The 23,114-nt window shown below is 33.5% G+C and carries 17 protein-coding genes and 4 pseudogenes; 3 read left to right on the forward strand and 18 right to left on the reverse strand.

The genetic code is table 11. From position 1 onward, the window contains the following. Entirely contained in the window at positions 1 to 987 is a 987-nt protein-coding gene (locus HZR23_RS00920; RefSeq protein ID WP_132849515.1) for an ABC transporter substrate-binding protein, read from the reverse strand. A gap of 133 nt (positions 988 to 1,120) precedes the next feature. Between HZR23_RS00920 and HZR23_RS00925 the strand changes: the two genes are divergently transcribed. Next, the gene (locus HZR23_RS00925; protein ID WP_132849514.1) at positions 1,121 to 1,924 is read left to right on the forward strand and encodes an ABC transporter ATP-binding protein; all 804 of its coding nucleotides are present in this window, start codon (positions 1,121 to 1,123) and stop codon (positions 1,922 to 1,924) included. 709 nt (positions 1,925 to 2,633) lie between these two features. On the opposite strand, the gene HZR23_RS00930 is transcribed toward HZR23_RS00925, so the two are convergent. Further along, on the reverse strand, positions 2,634 to 3,107 hold the full coding sequence (locus HZR23_RS00930; protein WP_243098278.1) for a C-GCAxxG-C-C family protein: 474 nt from the start codon (positions 3,105 to 3,107) through the stop codon (positions 2,634 to 2,636). 506 nt (positions 3,108 to 3,613) lie between these two features. Between HZR23_RS00930 and HZR23_RS00935 the strand changes: the two genes are divergently transcribed. Continuing rightward, positions 3,614 to 3,781, forward strand: a complete 168-nt coding sequence (locus HZR23_RS00935) for a CDIF630_02480 family spore surface protein (protein ID WP_132849513.1) — start codon at positions 3,614 to 3,616, stop codon at positions 3,779 to 3,781. Positions 3,782 to 3,903: 122 nt separating this feature from the next. On the opposite strand, the gene HZR23_RS00940 is transcribed toward HZR23_RS00935, so the two are convergent. The 12 genes and pseudogenes from HZR23_RS00940 to HZR23_RS01005 all read right to left on the reverse strand — a co-directional run bounded on the left by HZR23_RS00940 (position 3,904) and on the right by HZR23_RS01005 (position 15,893). Next, entirely contained in the window at positions 3,904 to 4,113 is a 210-nt protein-coding gene (locus HZR23_RS00940; protein WP_213050207.1) for a hypothetical protein, read from the reverse strand. A gap of 4 nt (positions 4,114 to 4,117) precedes the next feature. Next, positions 4,118 to 5,384: pseudogene (locus HZR23_RS00945) on the reverse strand (IS91 family transposase). An 85-nt stretch (positions 5,385 to 5,469) separates the two neighbouring features. Beyond that, a complete protein-coding gene (locus HZR23_RS00955; RefSeq protein WP_213050296.1) occupies positions 5,470 to 5,679 on the reverse strand; it encodes a hypothetical protein in 210 nt (69 codons plus the stop codon). A gap of 4 nt (positions 5,680 to 5,683) precedes the next feature. After that, positions 5,684 to 6,606 (reverse strand): annotated as a pseudogene (locus HZR23_RS00965) (IS91 family transposase); the annotation flags it as partial. Positions 6,607 to 6,682: 76 nt separating this feature from the next. Beyond that, positions 6,683 to 7,891, reverse strand: a complete 1,209-nt coding sequence (locus HZR23_RS00970; protein ID WP_249536720.1) for an IS1634 family transposase — start codon at positions 7,889 to 7,891, stop codon at positions 6,683 to 6,685. Positions 7,892 to 7,942: 51 nt separating this feature from the next. Beyond that, positions 7,943 to 8,539, reverse strand: coding sequence for a hypothetical protein (locus HZR23_RS16735; RefSeq protein ID WP_249536721.1), 597 nt, complete (start codon positions 8,537 to 8,539; stop codon positions 7,943 to 7,945). A 154-nt stretch (positions 8,540 to 8,693) separates the two neighbouring features. Further along, a pseudogene (locus HZR23_RS00975) lies at positions 8,694 to 9,137 on the reverse strand (transposase zinc-binding domain-containing protein); the annotation flags it as partial. 85 nt (positions 9,138 to 9,222) lie between these two features. Then, positions 9,223 to 9,432 carry a hypothetical protein gene (locus HZR23_RS00980; RefSeq protein ID WP_213050207.1) on the reverse strand — a complete coding sequence of 70 codons (210 nt, stop codon included), beginning with the start codon at positions 9,430 to 9,432 and terminating at the stop codon, positions 9,223 to 9,225. Between the two features lie 4 nt (positions 9,433 to 9,436). Then, a pseudogene (locus HZR23_RS18165) lies at positions 9,437 to 10,703 on the reverse strand (IS91 family transposase). 101 nt (positions 10,704 to 10,804) lie between these two features. Continuing rightward, on the reverse strand, positions 10,805 to 14,332 hold the full coding sequence (nifJ, locus tag HZR23_RS00995) for a pyruvate:ferredoxin (flavodoxin) oxidoreductase (protein WP_132847739.1): 3,528 nt from the start codon (positions 14,330 to 14,332) through the stop codon (positions 10,805 to 10,807). Positions 14,333 to 14,697: 365 nt separating this feature from the next. Then, a complete protein-coding gene (locus HZR23_RS01000) occupies positions 14,698 to 15,237 on the reverse strand; it encodes a DUF5698 domain-containing protein (RefSeq protein ID WP_132847740.1) in 540 nt (179 codons plus the stop codon). Positions 15,238 to 15,695: 458 nt separating this feature from the next. Beyond that, entirely contained in the window at positions 15,696 to 15,893 is a 198-nt protein-coding gene (locus HZR23_RS01005; RefSeq protein WP_132847741.1) for a hypothetical protein, read from the reverse strand. 139 nt (positions 15,894 to 16,032) lie between these two features. On the opposite strand from HZR23_RS01005, the gene HZR23_RS01010 reads away from it, so the two are divergent. After that, the gene (locus HZR23_RS01010; protein ID WP_132847742.1) at positions 16,033 to 16,212 is read left to right on the forward strand and encodes a hypothetical protein; all 180 of its coding nucleotides are present in this window, start codon (positions 16,033 to 16,035) and stop codon (positions 16,210 to 16,212) included. Positions 16,213 to 16,459: 247 nt separating this feature from the next. On the opposite strand, the gene HZR23_RS01015 is transcribed toward HZR23_RS01010, so the two are convergent. Genes HZR23_RS01015 through HZR23_RS01030 form a run of 4 tightly spaced genes read right to left on the reverse strand, consistent with a single transcriptional unit; the run spans position 16,460 to position 22,646 of the window. Then, positions 16,460 to 16,906 carry a ferritin family protein gene (locus HZR23_RS01015; protein WP_132847743.1) on the reverse strand — a complete coding sequence of 149 codons (447 nt, stop codon included), beginning with the start codon at positions 16,904 to 16,906 and terminating at the stop codon, positions 16,460 to 16,462. 56 nt (positions 16,907 to 16,962) lie between these two features. Continuing rightward, positions 16,963 to 18,363, reverse strand: coding sequence for a glycosyltransferase family 2 protein (locus tag HZR23_RS01020; protein ID WP_132847744.1), 1,401 nt, complete (start codon positions 18,361 to 18,363; stop codon positions 16,963 to 16,965). Beyond that, positions 18,356 to 19,456, reverse strand: a complete 1,101-nt coding sequence (locus HZR23_RS01025) for a HEAT repeat domain-containing protein (protein ID WP_132847745.1) — start codon at positions 19,454 to 19,456, stop codon at positions 18,356 to 18,358. The genes HZR23_RS01020 and HZR23_RS01025 overlap by 8 nt, the downstream gene beginning before the upstream one ends. 4 nt (positions 19,457 to 19,460) lie before the next feature. Then, positions 19,461 to 22,646: a hypothetical protein gene (locus HZR23_RS01030; protein ID WP_213050302.1), complete on the reverse strand. Its 3,186-nt coding sequence runs from the start codon at positions 22,644 to 22,646 to the stop codon at positions 19,461 to 19,463. Positions 22,647 to 23,114: the final 468 nt, after the last annotated feature.

Here is a 23,114-nt window from a genome sequence, read left to right on the forward strand (position 1 = left end):
TTAATTAGTTACCAGGATGTTAACAATTCGATCAACTACTACTTTAGCTGATAGCGGTCCACCAAATAGCCAAGCATCTCCACCCAATGGGAAAGTACGATTTTCCTTAACGAATTCTAATCCATTCCAAACCTTATTATCCTTTAATTGATTTTCATATATGTTGTCGTTGTCCTGAACCACATATAGATAATTTGCCTCTTCATATATTGTTAATGCCTCTACGTTCACTGTACTGAATCCATATATTTCTAATACCTCAGAAGTATGCACATTATTTAATCCAATTTTTTCAAGAATAACAGATGCAAGAGCATTTGGCGTAAATAAACGAATTTGAGGTGCTTGATTTGCGCTAAAGGCCTGAGTTAATATAACATCCTTCGTTGTCAAACTAGCACTATCAATAGCTGCCTTTGCTTCTACATATGTATCCTCTAATTCTGCAAGTACTTGTTCTGCTTCGCTACTCTTTCCTACTGCCTTTGCAATTTCTCTGAAGGTTGATTCCATCTCATCATACTGATTGAAGTTTTCATCAGTTGGATACGGGTCAAAGAAAACTGTTGGTGCAATTGATTCAAGTTGAGATTTAATTGCTTCATGACGGAATTTAATTGCAATTATTAAATCCGGTTGAAGTTCTGCAATTTTTTCTAAACTAGGTTCTTGGCGAGTTCCTACATCAACAACATTATCATCAAACTTTTCTTCAATTTGAACCCAATTATTATAGTTTTGAATATCTGTAACACCTATAGGTTGTACACCTACAGCTAACAAATTCTCAGCATAAGTCCATTCTAAAGCAACAACTCTTTGAGCAGGTCCTTCTAACTCTACATCTCCTAACACACCAGCTATAGTGATTGCTTCAGCAACCTCTGAGCCGCCTTTAGTTCCATTGGCTGTATCTGTCGGTTGTGAGCAAGCTACTAGTCCAAGTGCTAGCATAAAAATACATAAAATAGCGATTAATTTTTTCATAAAACATTGCTCCTCTTTAATATTAATTGTATAATGAAATTAATTATCATTATCTTAAATCATTATAGGTTTACATTAATATAATTGCAAGATATTTTTATAGTTTTAATAAATTTTATTGGAGGAACTTTCGATGAGTAATTCAATTGCCACAAAATCTTTATCACTAGGATACAATGATACTTTGATTATAAAAGATTTAAACTTAAAGATTCCCAAAGGAGAAATTACAGTTTTTATTGGTGGAAATGGATGCGGAAAGTCAACACTTTTACGTTCAATTGCCCGTTTATTGAAGCCAAAGACTGGGGCTGTAATGCTTAACGGAAAGGAAGTTGCCACTTTAGCTTCTAAAGATATAGCAAAAAAGTTAGCCATTTTGCCTCAATCACCTACGGCTCCTGAAGGTTTAACCGTTTATCAATTGGTGAAGCAAGGTCGCTATCCTCATCAATCATGGCTAAAGCAATGGACAAAAGAAGATGAAGAAAAAGTCGAAAATGCACTTTCTGTTACTAAACTATCAAATCTAAGGCACAGATCTATCGATGAACTGTCAGGAGGACAACGCCAACGAGCTTGGATTGCCATGACCCTAGCACAAAATACCGAGATAATTCTATTAGATGAGCCTACTACATATTTAGATATGACCCACCAAATTGAAATATTAGACTTATTATTTGAACTTAATGAAAAAGAGCAACGGACAATTATTATGGTTCTACATGACTTAAATCTGGCCTGTAGGTATTCTCATAATCTTGTCGCCATTAAAGATGGTAGGATATATGCACAAGGCAAACCAGAAGAAATTATTAAAAGTGATGTTGTTCGACAGGTATTTAATATGGAGTGTGAGATAACAACTGATCCTTTATTTGGTACCCCTTTATGTATTCCTTTTGGAAAAGGAAGAATAGTTAGATCTGCATAAGTAATATAGTTTAAGTTAATGCTTAGATAGTACATTAATTATATTTAGACTTTTACAAAGGTCCTAGGATACACTTGCCTTTATACGACCTTACATTGAGTGGTACAAAGCAGACGAATACACTACCCCATTCTCACCACTGCATCAGTTCTTGAAAAATAAGGAAAAGGTTATGTGGTAGCTTCAGTTGGAGCAGAATGTGGATATATTCCTTATAGAGTATATTCTACTGAAATATTTCAAAACTTTACAAATGATCTATAAAGCAATACTTTGGATAGAAGAGCGCAGTGCAAAAAAAGTTGCTAAATCATTAGCTCCTCACTTCCAGATGCTGATTTAGAAATTTTAGCTAATGTAGTTTATAAAGAAATTTAAGCATATGCACCAAATCCAATCCTAACGGCCGAAGGCTGGTGAATTAAATCAAAGAGTACCTCATAGTGATATAGTAAATACTGAGTTTGCTAAAAGAGCTCTGGAATAATATAAAAGGGACTGTATCAAAACGATTTGATTAATCGTTGGAAAAGATTATCCCTTTTTCTTAATCTTACTCTACACTGCAACTTAACCTAGAAAAAAACCTTACTTCTAATGGTATTTGGACATAGCATAAGGATACTGATAGATATTTTAATAAGTATATTATAATTAGTTAAATTCACGCTTATATATAATATAATGAAATGCAATAACTGCAGTAAAATTACTCAACAGCATACTTTGTACACATGGCTGCACAGTATCCTATAATCTGCTGGCAGTTTTTCTTCCGTATCTTCCCTTCAAAATCCCCATAGGGATCGGACAACTCGCTACATATAAGAGTACCATATTCATTCTCTATCTCAATAACCATTTTTCCGAAATCTTCATATACACCCTTTAATTCTTTAACACGTTCAGATGGAGTTTCTAGTGCAAAGGGATTGCTCCTACCTTTTATTGTACCGAGTGCAAGAACAGCACCTGTAATAGCACCACAAGTATTTTTTGTATGACCCAAACCACCACCGAATCCAGTAGAAAGCGCAATTATCTCATCTGGTAAATTAATGTCATGCATATCCATAAAACTACGCATAACACATTCAGCACAATTAAGGCCTTCTCTAAAATAATTCTTACTTTTTTCTTCAGCTTCCTTCATTTTCTGTTCAATGGTTTTTTCAGTTTTCACACCAACACTTCCTTCAACTGATTTTTAGATTATTATATAACAACAAATACTAATATACAATATTTGTAATATTTGAAACAAAATATCTAAAACTTTATCTTCCTTACACATTCTAAAGAAATCCTTAGGTAATGTAACTAAAAATAACCTAAAAATAAACGCTACACACATATACAATAAATCTTAATTTGCTCATTCCAAATGCTTTTTACATTTCTCCTGCATCTTTAAATAATGTGTACATATTCTTTAACACATCAAGTTTCTATCAATTAAAATATTTTGAAACTTATTTCGTTAAACTCAATCAAATAGTAATATATTTACAATGAGTAGTAAAATTTTAATTAGCTATAGAGAAAATGTTCCACACCTATTCTACATCATTCTCTTTAAACTTGATGCCTCTTATCTAAAAATAAAATAATTATTGCCAGGAATAAAACTAGGGTAATAAAACAAAAAATAACTAAGAGCATTAAATAATAAAGTGGAGGAATAAAGCTATGGCAAATAATAATTATAAAGAAAAACATCAAGCGATGCCTATTGAAAATCATGATACTGCGGCATGGGCAAATACAAGTGAAATGAAAGCCGTATCCCAAGTAAATATCCCTGATGAAATTCAAGTTAGAAATGCGAAAGAATATGTTGACACTAATCAAAAATAATCTTTAAGTAAGAAAACAGGATACCTTATCCTGTTTTCTTACTTTATGATCTATATTTTTAACTTTTCTACATATTATTTATGATCTAATATCATAAAAAAATCCCCTGACGGGGACTGTGTTTAAAAAGGAATACACTCATCATCTTCTTCTAGGTATGAGTGTTTTTCTTCTTTTTGTTCACCAAAATAATAAAAATCCTCATTACAATTAGGGCATACCATAATCGGCATACCTTTTCTATTTTTATTTTGTTCTTCGTCGTACTCTTCGTCACAGTAGGTATCCAAATCTGCAAACTCATCCACAATATCTGCGGGAGCCCACTCCAAATACTTACACTTCAAACAATGATATTTGTACAACTTTTCTTTGTAATGGCGCTCTACTAATGGGCTCATATAATATTTCCTCCATATCCCTAGATTCTCTTATATCATATATCACCCCATAGTCTTTATGCCATATTCTCCATAAAATTTTTTCAGTGGTACATTTTACACATAAAAGTGGATTTCTTCCGAAATTCTCTATAATCCTCTCTTTCCAGGTCTTTTTCTTTTCAAAACTTTTTCTCTTATCCCTAAGCAATTTTTCTATAGACTTTTCCTTCATAAAATTATATAGATGCACTATATCCTTGGATATCTTATTTCTTCTCCTTGAATACAGTCCATATCTTCTTACTGTCTTGAATCCTTTAGGTACTATATGTTGTGTTATTTTTCCTATAAATTCTAACACATCCATAGTTATCTTTACTTTTTTTCCATCGTTATGATCTTCATACCAAAACGTAACCTTTTCTCCATCATATTCCTCTATTCTATATTCTGCTATATTTGCTCTAGCAAGATATCTTCCTATGTACTTTACTGCTTGTCTTGTATCATTCAGTTTTCTCTTTGCATTAACATAAAACCCATTTGGATATCTTTTATACATCTCACTTATTAGCTGCCTGGTTTCATAACTATTAAAATATTTCTTAATTATTTCTAGTAGCACCTTCTGCCATGCTTTCTTCAAAAATGGATATGGTATATATTCAACACTCTTCCACCAATTATTATTTCTATCTATTGCTCCCTCTGTTACTAATGCATGTATATGTGGGTTCCATTTCAAATCTCTTCCAAAGGTGTGCACTACAGCTATTATACCTACTTCATAATCACATTTCCTATTATTTTTATACCAATATGAAATTACGTTGTATACTGCATCCTGCAATTCTTTTAATAATTCTCTCCTTGCATAAAAGAAGTTTCTCAGTTCCTTAGGCATTGTAAATACACTATGTCTATGCCCTACCCTTAACATGTTCTGTTCTTTGCTTTTCAGCCCATTTTAGTGTATATACTCTTCCGCATTTATTGCAAAACTTGCTTTTACATGTAAATGGTACTTTCGTTACACTAAAACAATCCTCACATATATATTCGGCATATCCATTTTTAACATCGCTACAATTTATAGCCTTATTTACTAGATCATCTATATGTTCTCTCATAACCTTAGGAACTCTAGACCAGTATGTGTTTTTAAAGTCCTCATATCTATCTACCAATATCTCTTTAACTGTTATCTTTTTTCTATTCATATCTCAATCATACCATATGTTATCCACAGATTTTTAATTTTATAATTTCCTATAGAATAAAAAAATCCCCTGACGGGGACCGTGTTTAAAAAGGAATACACTCATCATCTTCTTCTAGGTATGAGTGTTTTTCTTCTTTTTGTTCACCAAAATAATAAAAATCCTCATTACAATTAGGGCATACCATAATCGACATACCTTTTCTATTTTTATTTTGTTCTTCGTCGTACTCTTCGTCACAGTAGGTATCCAAATCTGCAAACTCATCCACAATATCTGCGGGAGCCCACTCCAAATACTTACACTTCAAACATTGATATTTGTACAACTTTTCTTTGTAATGGCGCTCTACTAATGGGCTCATATAATATTTCCTCCATATCCCTAGATTCTCTTATATCATATATCACCCCATAGTCTTTATGCCATATTCTCCATAAAATTTTTTCAGTGGTACATTTTACACATAAAAGTGGATTTCTTCCAAAATTCTCTATAATCCTCTCTTTCCAGGTCTTTTTCTTTTCAAAACTTTTTCTCTTATCCCTAAGCAATTTTTCTATAGACTTTTCCTTCATAAAATTATATAGATGAACTATACCTTGGATATCTTATTTCTTCTCCTTGAATACAGTCCATATCTTCTTACTGTCTTGAATCCTTTAGGTACTATATGTTGTGTTATTTTTCCTATAAATTCTAACACATCCATAGTTATCTTTACTTTTTTTCCATCGTTATGATCTTCATACCAAAACGTAACCTTTTCTCCATCATATTCCTCTATTCTATATTCTGCTATACCTGCTCTAGCAAGATATCTTCCTATGTACTTTACTGCTTGTCTTGTATCATTCAGTTTTCTCTTTGCATTAACATAAAACCCATTTGGATATCTTTTATACATCTCACTTATTAGCTGCCTGGTTTCATAACTATTAAAATATTTCTTAATTATTTCTAGTAGCACCTTCTGCCATGCTTTCTTCAAAAATGGATATGGTATATATTCAACACTCTTCCACCAATTATTATTTCTATATATTGCTCCCTCTGTTACTAATGCATGTATATGTGGGTTCCATTTCAAATCTCTTCCAAAGGTGTGCACTACAGCTATTATACCTACTTCATAATCACATTTCCTATTATTTTTATACCAATATGAAATTACGTTGTATACTGCATCCTGCAATTCTTTTAATAATTCCTGACTTTGGAACATCATTCATAAGAAAAAGTGCTGTAATCGTCTGTCTATAGAAGTTTCAGCACTTTTTATTGTTGTTTTACGTTCACTACATCTTTTTAATTATATTGGGGATTTCATTACTTAGCAGAACATTCTTTTCAATCTTAAATATGTCTTTGTTTATTTTACTATTAAGTAATTTGTCTGACATTATATATAATTTGTCTACTTTGTAATCAATTTCATCTATTATAAATCCTTCTAGTCCATTGATTATTTCATAGGTAGATAATTCAACTTTATTCACTGCTAACTTATACTCTAATATTCTTTGCATTACTAAGGCTAAATAACAAATTAAAAAATGCGACCTAATTCTTCGTTCTTTAAAGTGATATACTGGTCTTGTTTTTAAATTTGTTTTTAATATTCTAAAGGATTCTTCAATTTTATATAGAGATTTATAAGCTACCATTATATCTGCTGGGTTCATATCCACTTTATTTGTAACAATGTAAAAATATCCGAAATTTTCTTGCTCTTGTTTAATTATTTCCTCATCAATTTCAATATTTATTTTTTCTTTAGGGTTTTCAACTGCTTTATAATACTTGCTTTTAGATTTGGTTGTTGCATTAATTGTAAAATCCTTTATATTTTTTTTAGCTCTTTCAATCATTTTATCTTGTTTATACATCTCACGTTCTTTGTAGATATCTGAATATTTTTTTATGATTAATTCGTCATAGGTTTCATCATTCTGACTCACCTTTCTCTTACTGGTTATATATCCGCTTTTATATTTAGCTTCTGCATTAGAAGTTATGTTCCAAGATGAATTATATTTCTTCTCTTTTAGATCTTTAGGCACTGCACTGCCCTTAGAACCTACAATGTAACTAAGCCCTTTACCTCGAATCATCTCTAAGTTAGCCCTTAAATTTAAGCCCCTATCAGCCACTATTATGATTTCTTTTATGGTGTAATTATTTAATATATCGTCAATGACTTCTTCCATGGTATGTAATTCATGTTTGTTGCCTTTAAAAAGCCTATAAGAAATAGGTATCCCATTGGTGTCTATTAGTAAGCCCATAACAACTTGTGTTTCATTTCTTTTATTATCCTTACTCATACCTCTTTCTCTAAATCCGTCTTCATCAAAAGACTCAAAGTAATAGGTTGTACAGTCATAAAATGCTAATGACATATTTCTATCTGGAATAATCTTTTCTATATGATCATTTAAATGTTTGAAAAGTTTATTTTCATTCATTTCAAAATTTTTATCATAGGTAGCTATATTTTGTTCCAATTCATCAGAAGTGTTTTTAATGTTATATTCTAATATTTTTTAGCCTCTGAATCAACGGTATCTAAAAGGTCTTCCATGTTTTTTGATTTGAACTCCATCTGTTAATTCTTTAGATTTATGTTTATTAAAGCCAGAAAAAACATCCAGGGAAGAATAAATGTTATCGCTATTCACAAAACTAAAATCATATAGGAAATCTTCTTTTCTAGAAGCCACTTCAAGCTTACTCGAAGGATTAAATAATCTACCAAGTACCTGATAGAACATCAAGTCACTAAAGGAATAATCTAGTTTAGTATCTCTCACCATCTTAGAAAAAAAGTTCCGCAATTTCAATTGGTTAAAGATTTTTAGATATGGAAGATAACCTAAGTTTTTATGATTAAGAGAAAGCTTATCTTTTGACAAGGATACAATAAAATCTTCAAAGTTTTCAAACCCTCGAGAAGCTTCATCTAGTCTAATCATTTCTTTTAGCTCTGCTTCAGCTTGAGCAAGGGCTTTCTTACCTGATTTAGAATCTAAATCATGAGTACCAAAACCTTTAATCTGAATTTTTTTTGATTTCTTAGTCTTAGGATCTCTAATCCCCTTAGCAATTGATATAAAATATTTACCATTTGGTCTTTTAGATTTACTAATATACATGCTATTCCTCCATAAAAACCTTCTAACTACATTATACATCATATTTTACACCACGCCAAGTCGTGAGCGTTAATGAATAAAAAAAATAATGAGCAATGTTAAAATTTAGACGTTTACTCATTATTTGTTATTAATTTATGTTCTGAAGTCAGGTTATACCTACTTCATAATCACATTTCCTATTATTTTTATACCAATATGAAATTACGTTGTATACTGCATCCTGCAATTCTTTTAATAATTCTCTCCTTGCATAAAAGAAGTTTCTCAGTTCCTTAGGCATTGTAAATACACTATGTCTATGCCCTACCCTTAACATGTTCTGTTGCTGCTTTTCAGCCCATTTAAGTGTATATACTCTTCCACATTTATTGCAAAACTTGCTTTTACATGTAAATGGTACTTTCGTTACACTAAAGCAATCCTCACATATATATTCGGCATATCCATTTTTAACATCGCTACAATTTATAGCCTTATTTACTAGATCATCTATATGTTCTCTCATAACCTTAGGAACTCTAGACCAGTATGTGCTTTTAAAGTCCTCATATCTATCTACCAATATCTCTTTAACTGTTATCTTTTTTCTATTCATATCTCAATCATACCATATGTTATCCACAGATTTTTAATTTTATAATTTCCTATAGAATAAAAAAATCCCCTGACGGGGACTGTGTTTAAAAAGGAATACACTCATCATCTTCTTCTAGGTATGAGTGTTTTTCTTCTTTTTGTTCACCAAAATAATAAAAATCCTCATTACAATTAGGGCATACCATAATCGGCATACCTTTTCTATTTTTATTTTGTTCTTCGTCGTACTCTTCGTCACAGTAGGTATCCAAATCTGCAAACTCATCCACAATATCTGCGGGAGCCCACTCCAAATACTTACACTTCAAACAATGATATTTGTACAACTTTTCTTTGTAATGGCGCTCTACTAATGGGCTCATATAATATTTCCTCCATATCCCTAGATTCTCTTATATCATATATCACCCCATAGTCTTTATGCCATATTCTCCATAAAATTTTTTCAGTGGTACATTTTACACATAAAAGTGGATTTCTTCCGAAATTCTCTATAATCCTCTCTTTCCAGGTCTTTTTCTTTTCAAAACTTTTTCTCTTATCCCTAAGCAATTTTTCTATAGACTTTTCCTTCATAAAATTATATAGATGCACTATATCCTTGGATATCTTATTTCTTCTCCTTGAATACAGTCCATATCTTCTTACTGTCTTGAATCCTTTAGGTACTATATGTTGTGTTATTTTTCCTATAAATTCTAACACATCCATAGTTATCTTTACTTTTTTTCCATCGTTATGATCTTCATACCAAAACGTAACCTTTTCTCCATCATATTCCTCTATTCTATATTCTGCTATATTTGCTCTAGCAAGATATCTTCCTATGTACTTTACTGCTTGTCTTGTATCATTCAGTTTTCTCTTTGCATTAACATAAAACCCATTTGGATATCTTTTATACATCTCACTTATTATTTTGCCTGGTTTCATAACTATTAAAATATTTCTTAATTATTTCTAGTAGCACCTTCTGCCATGCTTTCTTCAAAAATGGATATGGTATATATTCAACACTCTTCCACCAATTATTATTTCTATCTATTGCTCCCTCTGTTACTAATGCATGTATATGTGGGTTCCATTTCAAATCTCTTCCAAAGGTGTGCACTACAGCTATTATACCTACTTCATAATCACATTTCCTATTATTTTTATACCAATATGAAATTACGTTGTATACTGCATCCTGCAATTCTTTTAATAATTCTCTCCTTGCATAAAAGAAGTTTCTCAGTTCCTTAGGCATTGTAAATACACTATGTCTATGCCCTACCCTTAACATGTTCTGTTGCTGCTTTTCAGCCCATTTTAGTGTATATACTCTTCCGCATTTATTGCAAAACTTGCTTTTACATGTAAATGGTACTTTCGTTACACTAAAACAATCCTCACATATATATTCGGCATATCCATTTTTAACATCGCTACAATTTATAGCCTTATTTACTAGATCATCTATATGTTCTCTCATAACCTTAGGAACTCTAGACCAGTATGTGTTTTTAAAGTCCTCATATCTATCTACCAATATCTCTTTAACTGTTATCTTTTTTCTATTCATATCTCAATCATACCATATGTTATCCACAGATTTTTAATTTTATAATTTCCTATAGAATAAAAAAATAATTAAGGGAGAGCTAATGCCCTCCCTATTATTAACTAAAACAATCCATTTTCTGCTAAGTTCTTATATCTTCTATATCTTTCAATTGCATGTTGTTCAGCAGTATCGTACATTTTATCTGCAATTTCTGGGAATACGTTTTTAAGTTGTGAGTATCTTATCTCTCCGTTAATGAAATCTTTAAAACTGCCACTAGGTTCTTTAGAATCAAGAACAAATGGATTTTTTCCTTCGTCTCTTAGTTCAGGATTGAATCTATATAGATGCCAATATCCAGCCTCTACTGCCCTTTGTGATTCCATAATACTAGTTCCCATACCTGTCTTAATACCATGACTTACACAAGGTGAATATGCAATTATTAAAGATGGGCCTTTGTAACTTTCAGCCTCTCTAATAGCTTTAATTGTCTGATTCATATCAGCTCCCATAGCGATTTGAGCTACATAAACATGACCATATGTCATTGCAATAAGGCCTAAATCTTTCTTTCTAACTCTTCTTCCACCTGCAGCTAGTTTTGCTACAGAGGCTACTGGAGTTGATTTAGAGCTTTGTCCACCGGTATTTGAATAGATTTCAGTATCCATTACAAATATATTTACGTCTTCTCCCATAGCGAGGACGTGATCTACTCCACCAAAGTCAATATCATATGACCATCCATCTCCTCCAATTGCCCAGAAAGATGATTTTATTAGATAGTCTTTCTTACTAACGATTTCCTCTATACTACTATTGCCTTTGTAATCGTAGTTTTCTAATGCCTTAAGTATTTTCTTAGTAGCACGTTTTGATCCTTCTCCATCGTACATATTGTCTATCCACTCTTTAAATGCTTCTTTTACAGTTGATTCTATTGAACCACTTAATGCTTCCTCCATCAATTGACGTAGCTTTTCTCTTATTTGAGTTGCACCAAGGTACATACCATATCCAAATTCTGCCGCATCTTCAAATAATGGGTTAATCCATGCAGGACCCTTACCTTCTTCGTTAGTAGTATAAGCTACGGATGGTGCATATGCTCCCCAAATCGAAGAACAGCCTGTTGCATTAGATATCATCATTCTATCTCCGAATAATTGAGTAAGTAGCTTAATATATGGTGTTTCTCCGCAACCAGGACAAGCTCCATTGAATTCTAATAGGGGTCTTACAAATTGACTACCTTTAACAGTGCTAATATCTACTAAGTGACCCTTATCCGTAACTGTTGTTGCAAATTCCCAGTTTTCGGACTCTTTTTCAATTTCTTGCTCATTAGGTTTCATTATTAAGGCTTTACCTTTTGCTGGACATATATCTGCACAGTTAGCACATCCTGTACAATCTAATGGAGCAACTTGTATACGGTAATGTAAATGTTCTATTTCTTTTCCAACAGCCTTCTTAGTTTTGAATGTATCAGGTTTTTTAGCATATTCCTCTTCATTCAATAGGAAAGGTCTAATGGTTGCATGAGGACAAATATATGAACATCTGCCACATTGTATACATTTATCAATCTGCCATTCTGGTATCATTGGAGCTATACCACGTTTTTCGTAGGAAGTAGTTCCTAGTGGGAAAGTACCATCCTCCATACCTATAAATGTACTAACAGGTAATTCATCACCCTCATGTCTTGCCATTGGCCTTTGAATATTCTTAACATAATCTGGTTCATCTTTTACCGGTAAGTTTTCTTCTTTAGCATCCTTCCAAGAAGAAGGCACTTCAATTTTCACAAGGTTTTCTATTGATTTGTCGATAGCTTTTGCATTCATATCAACAATAGTTTGACCTTTTTTACCATACATCTTCTCAATAGATTCTTTAAGATAATTCAATGCATCCTCTACTGGGATAATATTAGCTAATTTAAAGAAGGTTGCTTGCATTATCATATTAATTCTATTTCCTAAGCCAAGCTCTGAAGCAATTGCCATAGCATTGATTGTATAAAATTGAATATCGTTTTGCGCTATATATTTTTTTATTGTAGTAGGTAGCTTTTCTTCTAGTTCATCTTTGCTCCAAGTACACGTAAGTACAAAGGTACCATTCTTTTTTAATCCTTTTAATATATCATATTGATAAATGAATGAACTATTGTGACAAGCTACATAGTCTGCGTTATATACAAGATAAGGTGATCTAAGAGGTTTAGGACCAAATCTTAAATGGGAAATAGTTGTCCCACCGGATTTCTTACTATCGTAAGAAAAATATGCTTGTACTTCTTTGTCTGTATTGTCTCCTAAAATCTTAATTGCAGTCTTGTTAGCTCCAATAGTTCCGTCAGAACCAAGACCCCAAATTCTACAGCTAATAGTGCCCTCAGGTGTAGTATCTATTATACCTTCTTCAGGTAAAGATGTATGAGTTACATCATCTACGATACCAATAGTGAATCCGTCTTTAGGTTTATCCGCTTTAAGATTATTAAATACAGATAGTATTTGTGAAGGCCTTGTGTCTTTAGATGAAAGACCGTATCTTCCTCCGATAATTAAAGGAGCATTTCCTGTATAGTCTTTAAAAGCTTTAAGTACGTCTAAATATAACGGTTCCGCTAAGGATCCAGATTCTTTAGTTCTATCTAATACAGCTATTCTCTTAACAGTTTTAGGAATAGCGTTAAGGAAATGGGTTTCAGAAAACGGTCTATATAATCTTACTCTTATAGTTCCCACCTTTCCTCCCTTGCTATTTAAATAGTCTACAGTTTCATATATAGTATCACTAGCTGATCCCATTGCAATAATAACATGTTCGGCATCCTCTGCCCCGTAGTATTCAAACAATTTGTAATTTCTTCCAGTAGCTTTACCTACTTTATCCATGTAGTCCTGTACAATACCTGGTATAGCATTGTAGAATGGATTAGTTCCTTCTCTTTGTTGGAAATATATATCTGGATTTTGTGTTGTCCCTCTAGCCACAGGATGTTCAGGACTTAAAGCCCTATTTCTAAATTCTTCTATAGCCTTATAATCAACCAAACTTTTAATCGTATCATAATCTAAAACACCTATCTTTTGATATTCATGAGAAGTCCTAAACCCATCGAAAAAGTGTATAAATGGAACTCTGGAACTAATAGCGGATAGATGGGATATCACTCCTAGATCCATTACTTCTTGAACGTTTGAAGATGCAAGTAACGCAACACCTGTTTGGCGGCATGCCATAACATCTTGATGGTCTCCATAAATAGATAATGCATGAGTTGCTACAGATCTTGCAGCAACATGTAGAACGCCTGGTAAAAGTTCTCCAGCCATTTTATAAAGACTTGGGATCATCATAAGTAGTCCCTGAGCTGATGTGTATGTTGCAGCCAAAGCACCAGATTGAAGAGCTCCTCTCATTGATGACACAGCCCCTGCTTCTGATTGCATCTGTACAACCTTTACCGGTTGATCAAAGATATTTTTCATTCCATGAGCTGACCACTCGTCAACCCCTTCTGCCATTGATGTTGATGGTGTTATCGGATATATTGCCGCGACCTCAGTCAGTGCATAAGATGCGTAAGCAGCAGCCTGATTACCATCCATAGTTTCGGTTCTCTGCATACTAACTCTCTCCTTAATATTATTTATATTTTTTTGAAAATATAATAATATTATTACACTATATATTTACAATCATACAATATAACTTGAATTACCTAACTTAAATATATAGTTATTTTTTAAAAAATCTATATAGTAACTTTTTCTTTTCTATAACTAATTAATTTAGACTACTCATACCGATTTCGAATGAAGTTATAAAATTAATTAAGATAGGAATATGCAAAAATTGCGTATTCCTATTTCAGTGCCATTAATTATTTATTTTTACATATAAGCCATCATCCACTTTTGCATGATTTGATTATTCTTATACATCAGTAAACATATTTTTTAGTTTTCTATGAATGATATTAATAATATCATTAAACTACTTTCGCTCTCGTAATAGTCATTTTACCCTCTACTTTATTTATATTTTTAATCTTTAAAGTTGGGTTAGTAACACCGCACTCATCCATAATACCTTCTAGTATTTTAAACTCTTTTCTTCTTATAACAACCTCTATTTTATATCTTCTATCTCCATTATTTCCTCTTGCTAAATAATTATTTACTGTGTAACCTTCATCTCTAAGTTTTTCTGCTACTTCTATCATTTTTGTTTTATTACTTAAAAATAAATCTACCTCTAATATGCCCAGTCCAAGCTGTTCCTCAATTTTGTTTCCTATAAATACTCCTAAAGTTTTTCCTAAAGCATAGGCTATAGCAAAATTTATCCCATCTGAATTAGCAACTTTGCTAAAAACTGCTGCAAATATCATTGCATCTGCGAACACTAAGAAGTACACTGGGTTCATAATCTTCTTAGCAAGTAGTATACTCTTTAATGTTGCGAAAATATTTGTGATTACTGTTATTAAAAAAAGCCCAATAAGTGTTAATAATATATTTTGTGTCATAAAGACACCTCCTCATAAAATATTTCAGTGTTAAGTTTTTAGAATGATTATGCCTACAAAAAAAGCTAACATAATATTATATGTTAGCAATAACCCGTTATTCATAAATTCACATTTTATATAATTAATAATTTTATTTTTCCTTGCTTAAATAAAAAAATATATTATAATGGAAATCTTTCTATTAATAAGGAAGGCATCGATATCCTTATATCTTCAACAATAAAAGTTCATTTAGGCAGTTTATATCTATTCAAAAAGTAATAAAACTATCCTACTTTCAATAACTTTTGTTTAATTAACTCAACTAACTTTTAAAGTATACCATATCTTGTAAATATTTGCAAACTCAACTAAATTGCCTTTAGAATGTCCTCATACAATCCCAATAATTAGATAGGGGTAGATATTTCTCAGAATATCTACCCCTGTATCTTATAACCCCTCATTTAGTTTAACTATGCAACGGCCTTTGTATATGTATCTCTATTTTTGTAAAATATGCCTAAAGGCTTTCCAACAGGCAAGAAAACTCTTCTAAATTGAGCATTTAGCATTATTGCAGCTGAACCATAGAAACCAAGCATAGATATAACTAATTCTGTATATGCAGCCATCTTATGTCCAAGCTCTGGCATAAAACCAAAAGTACTCATGATCAACCCAATAAATAAAAAGTCTATTAAAAATACAATATTACTCAGATTCCGCTTAAATCATAATAAAAATTGGCAAAAAATGAGTTTACAATTTAATGTCGAATACTAGTAGTATAAACGCATTGGAGGTCCTTAAATGTCTATTAATCTTAAAAATATAAAAACTTATACTGATGATAAAGCCACTTTTTTAGTCGGTTTATTGGAACAAATGGGTTTGCCACAAATTATCGATAATCATATGGCTAGTGACTTTGGGCGTCCTCTTGAGATTCCTTACAGTGTACTGGCACAGATGATACTTGTTAGCTGCTAATGGAGTTTTAGTTTATGCTAAAGTCTTATCAGAAAACATGGACGATAAAACTTACAATAAAGAACAGTTAGATGATGTAGAAGACCTTTTAAAACTACCTAAAAATAAACCCTGATACCTTCTATTACATTGCCGATAGCGCATTGTTTTCCCTAGAAAATATACTTAAAGCTAATGAAAGAAACATTAATCTCATTACCAGGATACCCGATAATACCAAAACTCATCAAGTTTCTATTTATATAATTCACTTTAAGTCATGAAGTATCTTTAGAATGTAATACATATGTGCACGTTCTCCCTTAGCTAGTTTAATAAATTCCTTCATCTCAACTGTATCAGGTTCATAGTGACGAGCTATTTCTTCATAAAGCTCGATACTATTTTTTTCGATTTGTAAAGCATATTGAAATAGTTGTTTTCGGGAGGCTCCTTCTAATTCAAAAGTAGGGTCTTCCCCTTTCCCACTGTTCTTCTTTAGCAGCAACACTACCTCCTCTGGCACTGGATTTTCCAATCCTTCAATTACCTCTGAAAGATATTGAATTACCTTGGTATGTTTTTTTTCTTCCTTTGCAAAAATCAGTGTAGTTTTAGCTATATCACCCTCGTTAACCTCAGCAATCTTTTCATAGGTCTGACTGCCCAGTTCTTCTGCCAACACTAATTCTTCTAATAATTCACGAAGTAACATTATACGACATCCTCTCTTCATTAAGTACTTTAATTTATCATTCTAATATTTTTTGTTTATATATTTTTATTATTAAAGTGTTTTCTATCAATAGTTCCCCAACGCTTGCTACTTTTTTTGTAGTTGAAAAAAGCGCTTACACGCCAGACTACTGTTAGCTGCCTGTAAATAAACTGTTCTATCAGGCTAACCCCAAATAAGACTACTATATCCCCAATTCCATTGTATCTTCGGTAAGCCAGCTCTTCCATAAAAATGCCAGAAAAAGAAAAAAAGATTCCAAATAAATACGCCATCAGAAAAATATAAATCATGTCTAAAGATGTAGACCCATGGAAAAACCCTATGGCCATAATCACATAGCCAATGAGTTCAATTACTGGACCTAATAGTTCTACAAAGAAAAAATACGGCATGGCCAGCATTCCTACAGTTCCATATCTAGGATTAAACAGCATTTTTATGTTCTTTAGCAGAGCATCTGCCAGTCCCCGATGCCAACGAATACGCTGTCCCCTTAAATCTTTTAAGTTATCCGGAGCCTGAGTCCAGCAGACAGCATCCGAAACAAAATCAATTCGATAGGCTTTCTTTAATCTACGAAAATGTTCATGCATCCTCACTGTGAGTTCCATGTCTTCCCCTATGGTTTTTCGATATCCTCCCACTTCAACCACAGCATTTTTACTAAAAAGACCAAAGGCTCCGGAGATAATCAGCAATGCGTTAACTCTTTGCCAGCCAACTCGGCTTGTTAGAAATGCACGGAAATACTCTATGATTTGAAACTTTTCGATTAATTTTTTTGGAATACCTACCGCTCTCACTGATCCCTCATGGATATGACACCCATTGGCAATGCGAACTATCCCACCCACTGCAATGGTATCAGAATATTTCAAAAAAGACTTTACTAAACGGAATAAAGCATCTTTTTCAATGATACTGTCAGCATCTACAGCGCAAAACAGGGGGTAACGCGAAACATTGATTCCAGCATTTAAGGCATCTGCTTTTCCTCCATTAGCTTTATCTATGACCACTAGCTCTGGTCTTTGAAAAGATGAATAGATTCCTCGAATTTCTTCACAGGGTATATTTGAATTTACTTCAAAGTTAATCTTTCGTAGCCCAAAGTGACGAATTACTTCTTTTAATGTATCATCTTTTGATCCGTCATTTATAACCACCACTTCAAACTGGGGATAATCCAAATCCAGCAACGATTGAATATTGTCTACTATGGTTGTCACCTCATTATAGGCTGGTACCAACAATGAGACAGGCTTTGTGTAACCACTAAATGCAGTCTGATCTGCCCTGACAATTTTTATAAACTCATTCAACCTACTCCAGGAAAGTGCAATCAAACTAACATACATGGTGTTTACCACTACAAAGTAGCCAAATAGGAAGTATGTATAGATGTAGATTACTTGTTGTAGAATATTAGTCATTATTTCCCTCCTCGAATATCCCCAAACTTTCATTGACAGCAGAATTGGCATCTAGTATGTAAAAAGCTAAGTCCGAGGCCTCTTTATCTTCAGAGTTTAGTGAAATATCCACTAGGGCATCAATGCCAGCTAGTCCTTTACGGGCCAATACTTCCGCTGCATTAAACCGTACCCACCAGTTACTATCGTACATCATCTCTTTTAAAATATTGATTTTATCTCTTGAAATATGCTCCGTGTATTTATTAAGTACCTTTGCAACAGCGGCTCGTACTTCCCAAGCCTCCTCACGTCGATAATGATTCAGTAGTATTTGCTCATAATTCTCATTTTGCGTAGCTGCCAATGCTACTACTGACGCAATTCGAATCTCTTTTGAACTTTGAGGATCTTTCAAGAAATCTGCCACGGCATCCATTATTTTGGGATCTGCTTTATGAAATCGATCCTCCAATGCCCTGAGCAATACAACTTTTCCCAGCTCAGTCTTTTGTGATAATAATAATCTCCAGTAAACTTCTATACTTAATGAAAGGTTTTTTATCATCTCAATCATTCGATCACGTAAAATATTGGTATGTTGCAACACTGTTATATACTCTTCGGCCTCTTGCTCCCCCATCGGAAGTAAGGAAAGGGCATAGCAGCTTTGGTAGACAACTTCAAAATCATCCTTTACCGTTCCTTTTCTAAGTATTGGAAAAGCTTTCGGTGAACCCATTACTCCCAATTGTTTAATTTTGTTCAGTGTTAGCTTTTTCTCCGCTTTTTCAATTACCCCATCAACATACCCTAAATCCTCAAATGCTTGACGAGCAGTGATCAAAGTGGACTGGGCATTTGTATTAATTAAATTTATTATCACATCGGTTTTTAATTCACTGCCGTCATATAGAAGGTCATTATGCTCCAAATCCTGTAGTTTCAAATAATTTATTACGTCTGGTTCTAATGAGTCATACATTTTTTTATAAGCCTTTTCCCGCTGTACTTCCTTTCTTTTTATAAGAATGGTTACCCAAAAAATGAGCCCATTAATAAGAAGTAGTAAGTAAATACTGATGAGTGCTATCCATATAAGATTCTTATCCACATTCCTACTCCTTTCTAATTCTTTTCATATTTTCAAAATAACGTTGTAAAATATAATAGCTTTCTTTCAAACGTTTTTTATACCTAGGCTCACTCCAACTTTCCCATTTGAACGGCTCCGGTTCAACATCGAATGTACTGGGTAGCATATCAACCAGATCATCTTCCTTATTCAATAGGAGTGTTGTAACACGGAATCCTTCTGTAACTGCTGTTTTAAAAGTATCTCTAGGTGGGTAATCAAAAAATTCACGGGGATCGTCTAGTACCTGGTAAGTAGTAGGATCAGTAACGTTCAATCTCCCCCATGGTATTCGAATGTAAATAACATTCTCCTCTTGATACCAATGATTTGACTGACCAAACCATGGTCCCTGCCTCAATAGACTTGCTTCTTCTCGAATCTGATCAATCTTCCTTCCATCTTTCGTCACTCGTTGGCTATTGATAATTGGGTTCATAGTTTCAAAGGGTCCTTGACTATTCGGAACTGAGGCAAAGTTGTACCGTTCTATGTTATATTCTGGAATAACTTCTAAACTGCCTTTTTTGCCTGCTAAGGTCACCAGAAACTCCAAGCCAGAAGGAGCTCTGAGGTCAATGTTTTCTCTATATTTACGTATTCCTTTTTTTGCGTCATATGTATCCAAACCAATAAGTAACTGTTGCTTCTCTAGGTCTAATGGCCCATCAGTGTACAAACTTAAGTATAGGTAGGACTCGTTCCCTGATAGTTCTAATCGCTGCAGTATTCTATTGCCTCGCAAAACTGCTTGCGGTTTTTCTGGTCTGATGGCTTCCATAGCCAAAATTCCGTAATTTTGCTCAGGATCAATAGTATTGTGCCAAAAAACATTGTGTTCATAAGGTACCATAAAAGCTTCTGTCGTCCAGGTTTTCTTAGCCCATTCATCCATCCATTCAAATATGACGCCGCCAGCATATCCTTCACGATGAATCGCTTCCATCATTCTAACAACACCATAACCCTGTTCCTCTTCTGTCATTCCCCCATGATTATAACCATCTGGGTTTTCATGAGCATTACCCATACCAGTAGCTAACCCAAATTCAGCTACTAACGCAGGATATCCCGCATGATGCTCCATGAAATGCCTTAAATACCCACCATAACGAAACACACCTTTATCATCAGTATAATTAGAGTAGCCCAAGGTATTGTTCATAAAATCCGGATAATTCGGATAAATATGGTAGGCTCCAAAAAAGCCTGCTTTCATTCTTGCTCCCATAAAAAAATGTCTTATGTCGATGGATACTCTATCGTTATACTCCAGTTGTTTATCCCCGGCTTCATTCCACTCCCCATCATGTTCCATAACATCTAGTGTCGGCCAGCTGACAAATGCCACAGGATGCTGCCAACCATAGACCTCATCCTGGTATGCTAAGACATGTTCACAACTTTTAGCCAACCACACCTCCGTCGGGCTTCCTTCAGAAATAACAAGGTATTTACCCTCAAAAGCTGTTACATTATTGTTTTCATCAGTGGCAATCACTTCTTCTGGCTCTAGCTCACGTCCCACCAAAAATCCTAAAATATATGGGGATACATCTGCATCATACCGACCATATGCTCTATCACTACGATGAGGAATTTGTATATTTCCGTGTACTGCGTCAATCGTATGCTCGATTTCTTTAAAAAATTCTTTAGTGTAAGCTTCTCTTAGATAGTCATTCCCTGGTGGATGCTCTTCTGGCCAAATTTCTTGCAAAAGCCAAATAGGCGATTCTGCATGCTGTACGTTATATCTAAGTAGTGCCCTGTAAAAAGAAGGATCCATCAAAGTATATACACGTATGGTATTGACATTCATCTTCCCAATATCTTCGAACCATTCCAAATATAGAGACTCTTGTTTAGGAAAATTTGTGAACCATCTACCAGGAAGTGCGATGCCTAAGTTCACACCTTTGACAAAAAAATCTTGCCATTGCCCATTATTAAAGATTTGTAGATGTTCTCCATGGGTTCTAGATACTAGCTTTGTTCCTTCTTGCTCATCTTTTTCCCTCTCACTAGGCAATATAAAACCTTTTGGTATATCTCTTTCACTAGGGCCTAGACTAGCCTCAGCAATTATTTTTTTAACTAATGGCACATATGCCTTCCAAAAAAAAGCATCTGTCTTACCTAGAATAGTTTTTTCCATAAATGTTGTCAAACCTGCAACTTTGTAAAAAGCGGGTGTATTTTCATTGTCTGCATAATCTCCAGCAAAATAGTAGGTGGAATATAAGCCTGTATTATTTTGAATCACTGCAGGAAATACTTGAGGTATCCCTTCAGCCTCCAGTTTTTTCTTGCCTGATTCTGTGAGACTTAGATCGTATTCTGCTAATACTGTACTAGTACCCGCTGGTTCGATAATATCAAACCAATAGTGATAAGGATAACTTCCAGATTTACCAATAAAATCTTCTCCCTCTGTTGTCCAGCAAAAATCCACCCCTTGTTTTTCGTTATCTTCTTCTTTTATTACGACTACCTTATCATCACTACTTACGAATATAAATCCGCCACTATAATAGGACCAAGGTCTACCTTGCTGAGACTCATAATTTGACACAGCCCAGTCAGGGACTTCCCCGTCAGGGGATAAATCCTGGAAATATCGTCCAATCCAACCCGTCCACCTTAAACCCAACAAGTCATAAAGAGCTTCCTTAGCCTCAGTACCAGTTGGACTTCCAAATGTATTGAATTCTGCAACTACAATGGTTCCCTTGTAGGCTGCTCTTCTCAGAATTTCAACTTCATTCATGTTGATTCCACCGTAAATTAGCTCAGATCGCTTTCCAGCTATATTTTGTCCCTCAATGTCTTCCTCATAGACTCCGTAAGTGTCGGCTACGTATATAAGATCAAACTTTTGATCTTCAATTTGAAGCTTTCTAATTCTGTTCTCCTGTTCCTGATCCGGAAAATAACCATAATAGTCTTCATGTTTTTGATAAAATTCACCAGATTTAGGCTTTGTAATTTTCTGATTACTTAGCAACCAAACTAAGGCTTTGTGTTCTCGATAGGTATTATCCGGCACAGTCTTATCTATAATTACTACATTTAGCTCCTGTGTTTCGCCTAAATGCCACAATATCAGAGGAAATAGTAGTAATAGTAAAGTAAATAAGATCGGTATAATATGTTTATTTTTATTCATATATTTTTCCTCTCAATCTTTATATTTCCTATCAATCTTTGACGTTTTTTCATATTTTTACATTACTCCCTTGATAGTACGACTCCTGGCTCTTTCACTTGACTTATATCTTTACATATTATATTCAGCGATTTAAGGATTTTCATTTATAATCCAAGTTATTGATACTAGTATGGTAATGTTATCTATATTCCAGTTTCCCATATTCTCATCTTTTCTGAGAAGTCTAATAAACTAACAGTACATTCAGTACATTTTTTAGCAGTACATTTTTTAGCACAATGTTCATTCTCTTTGTAAAATCTACAGAATTTATTGAATTTTGTTTTTTCAACGAAGGTTTTTCTATTCTCCGTATTTTTGTTTAATATCATTTAAATATTTTAAATTTTTTAATATACATATATATCAACCTCTTTACATATAATACTTTTATTACTGACTGACTATTAATTTTTTTAAAGTATT

This window comes from Serpentinicella alkaliphila (genome assembly GCF_018141405.1).
In the GTDB taxonomy this organism is placed as follows: Bacteria; Bacillota; Clostridia; order Peptostreptococcales; family Natronincolaceae; genus Serpentinicella; species Serpentinicella alkaliphila.

Bases quoted from the DNA above. Each gene is read 5' to 3' on its own strand.
- HZR23_RS01010 (WP_132847742.1), top strand. From the start codon at position 16,033: ATGTCTATTAATCTTAAAAATATAAAAACTTATACTGATGATAAAGCC.
- HZR23_RS01000 (WP_132847740.1), bottom strand. From the start codon at position 15,237: ATGACACAAAATATATTATTAACACTTATTGGGCTTTTTTTAATAACA.
- HZR23_RS16735 (WP_249536721.1), bottom strand. From the start codon at position 8,539: ATGTATATTAGTAAATCTAAAAGACCAAATGGTAAATATTTTATATCA.
- HZR23_RS01020 (WP_132847744.1), bottom strand. From the start codon at position 18,363: ATGACTAATATTCTACAACAAGTAATCTACATCTATACATACTTCCTA.
- HZR23_RS00920 (WP_132849515.1), bottom strand. From the start codon at position 987: ATGAAAAAATTAATCGCTATTTTATGTATTTTTATGCTAGCACTTGGA.
- HZR23_RS00925 (WP_132849514.1), top strand. From the start codon at position 1,121: ATGAGTAATTCAATTGCCACAAAATCTTTATCACTAGGATACAATGAT.
- HZR23_RS00935 (WP_132849513.1), top strand. From the start codon at position 3,614: ATGGCAAATAATAATTATAAAGAAAAACATCAAGCGATGCCTATTGAA.
- HZR23_RS01015 (WP_132847743.1), bottom strand. From the start codon at position 16,906: ATGTTACTTCGTGAATTATTAGAAGAATTAGTGTTGGCAGAAGAACTG.
- HZR23_RS01005 (WP_132847741.1), bottom strand. From the start codon at position 15,893: ATGAGTACTTTTGGTTTTATGCCAGAGCTTGGACATAAGATGGCTGCA.
- nifJ (WP_132847739.1), bottom strand. From the start codon at position 14,332: ATGCAGAGAACCGAAACTATGGATGGTAATCAGGCTGCTGCTTACGCA.
- HZR23_RS01030 (WP_213050302.1), bottom strand. From the start codon at position 22,646: ATGAATAAAAATAAACATATTATACCGATCTTATTTACTTTACTATTA.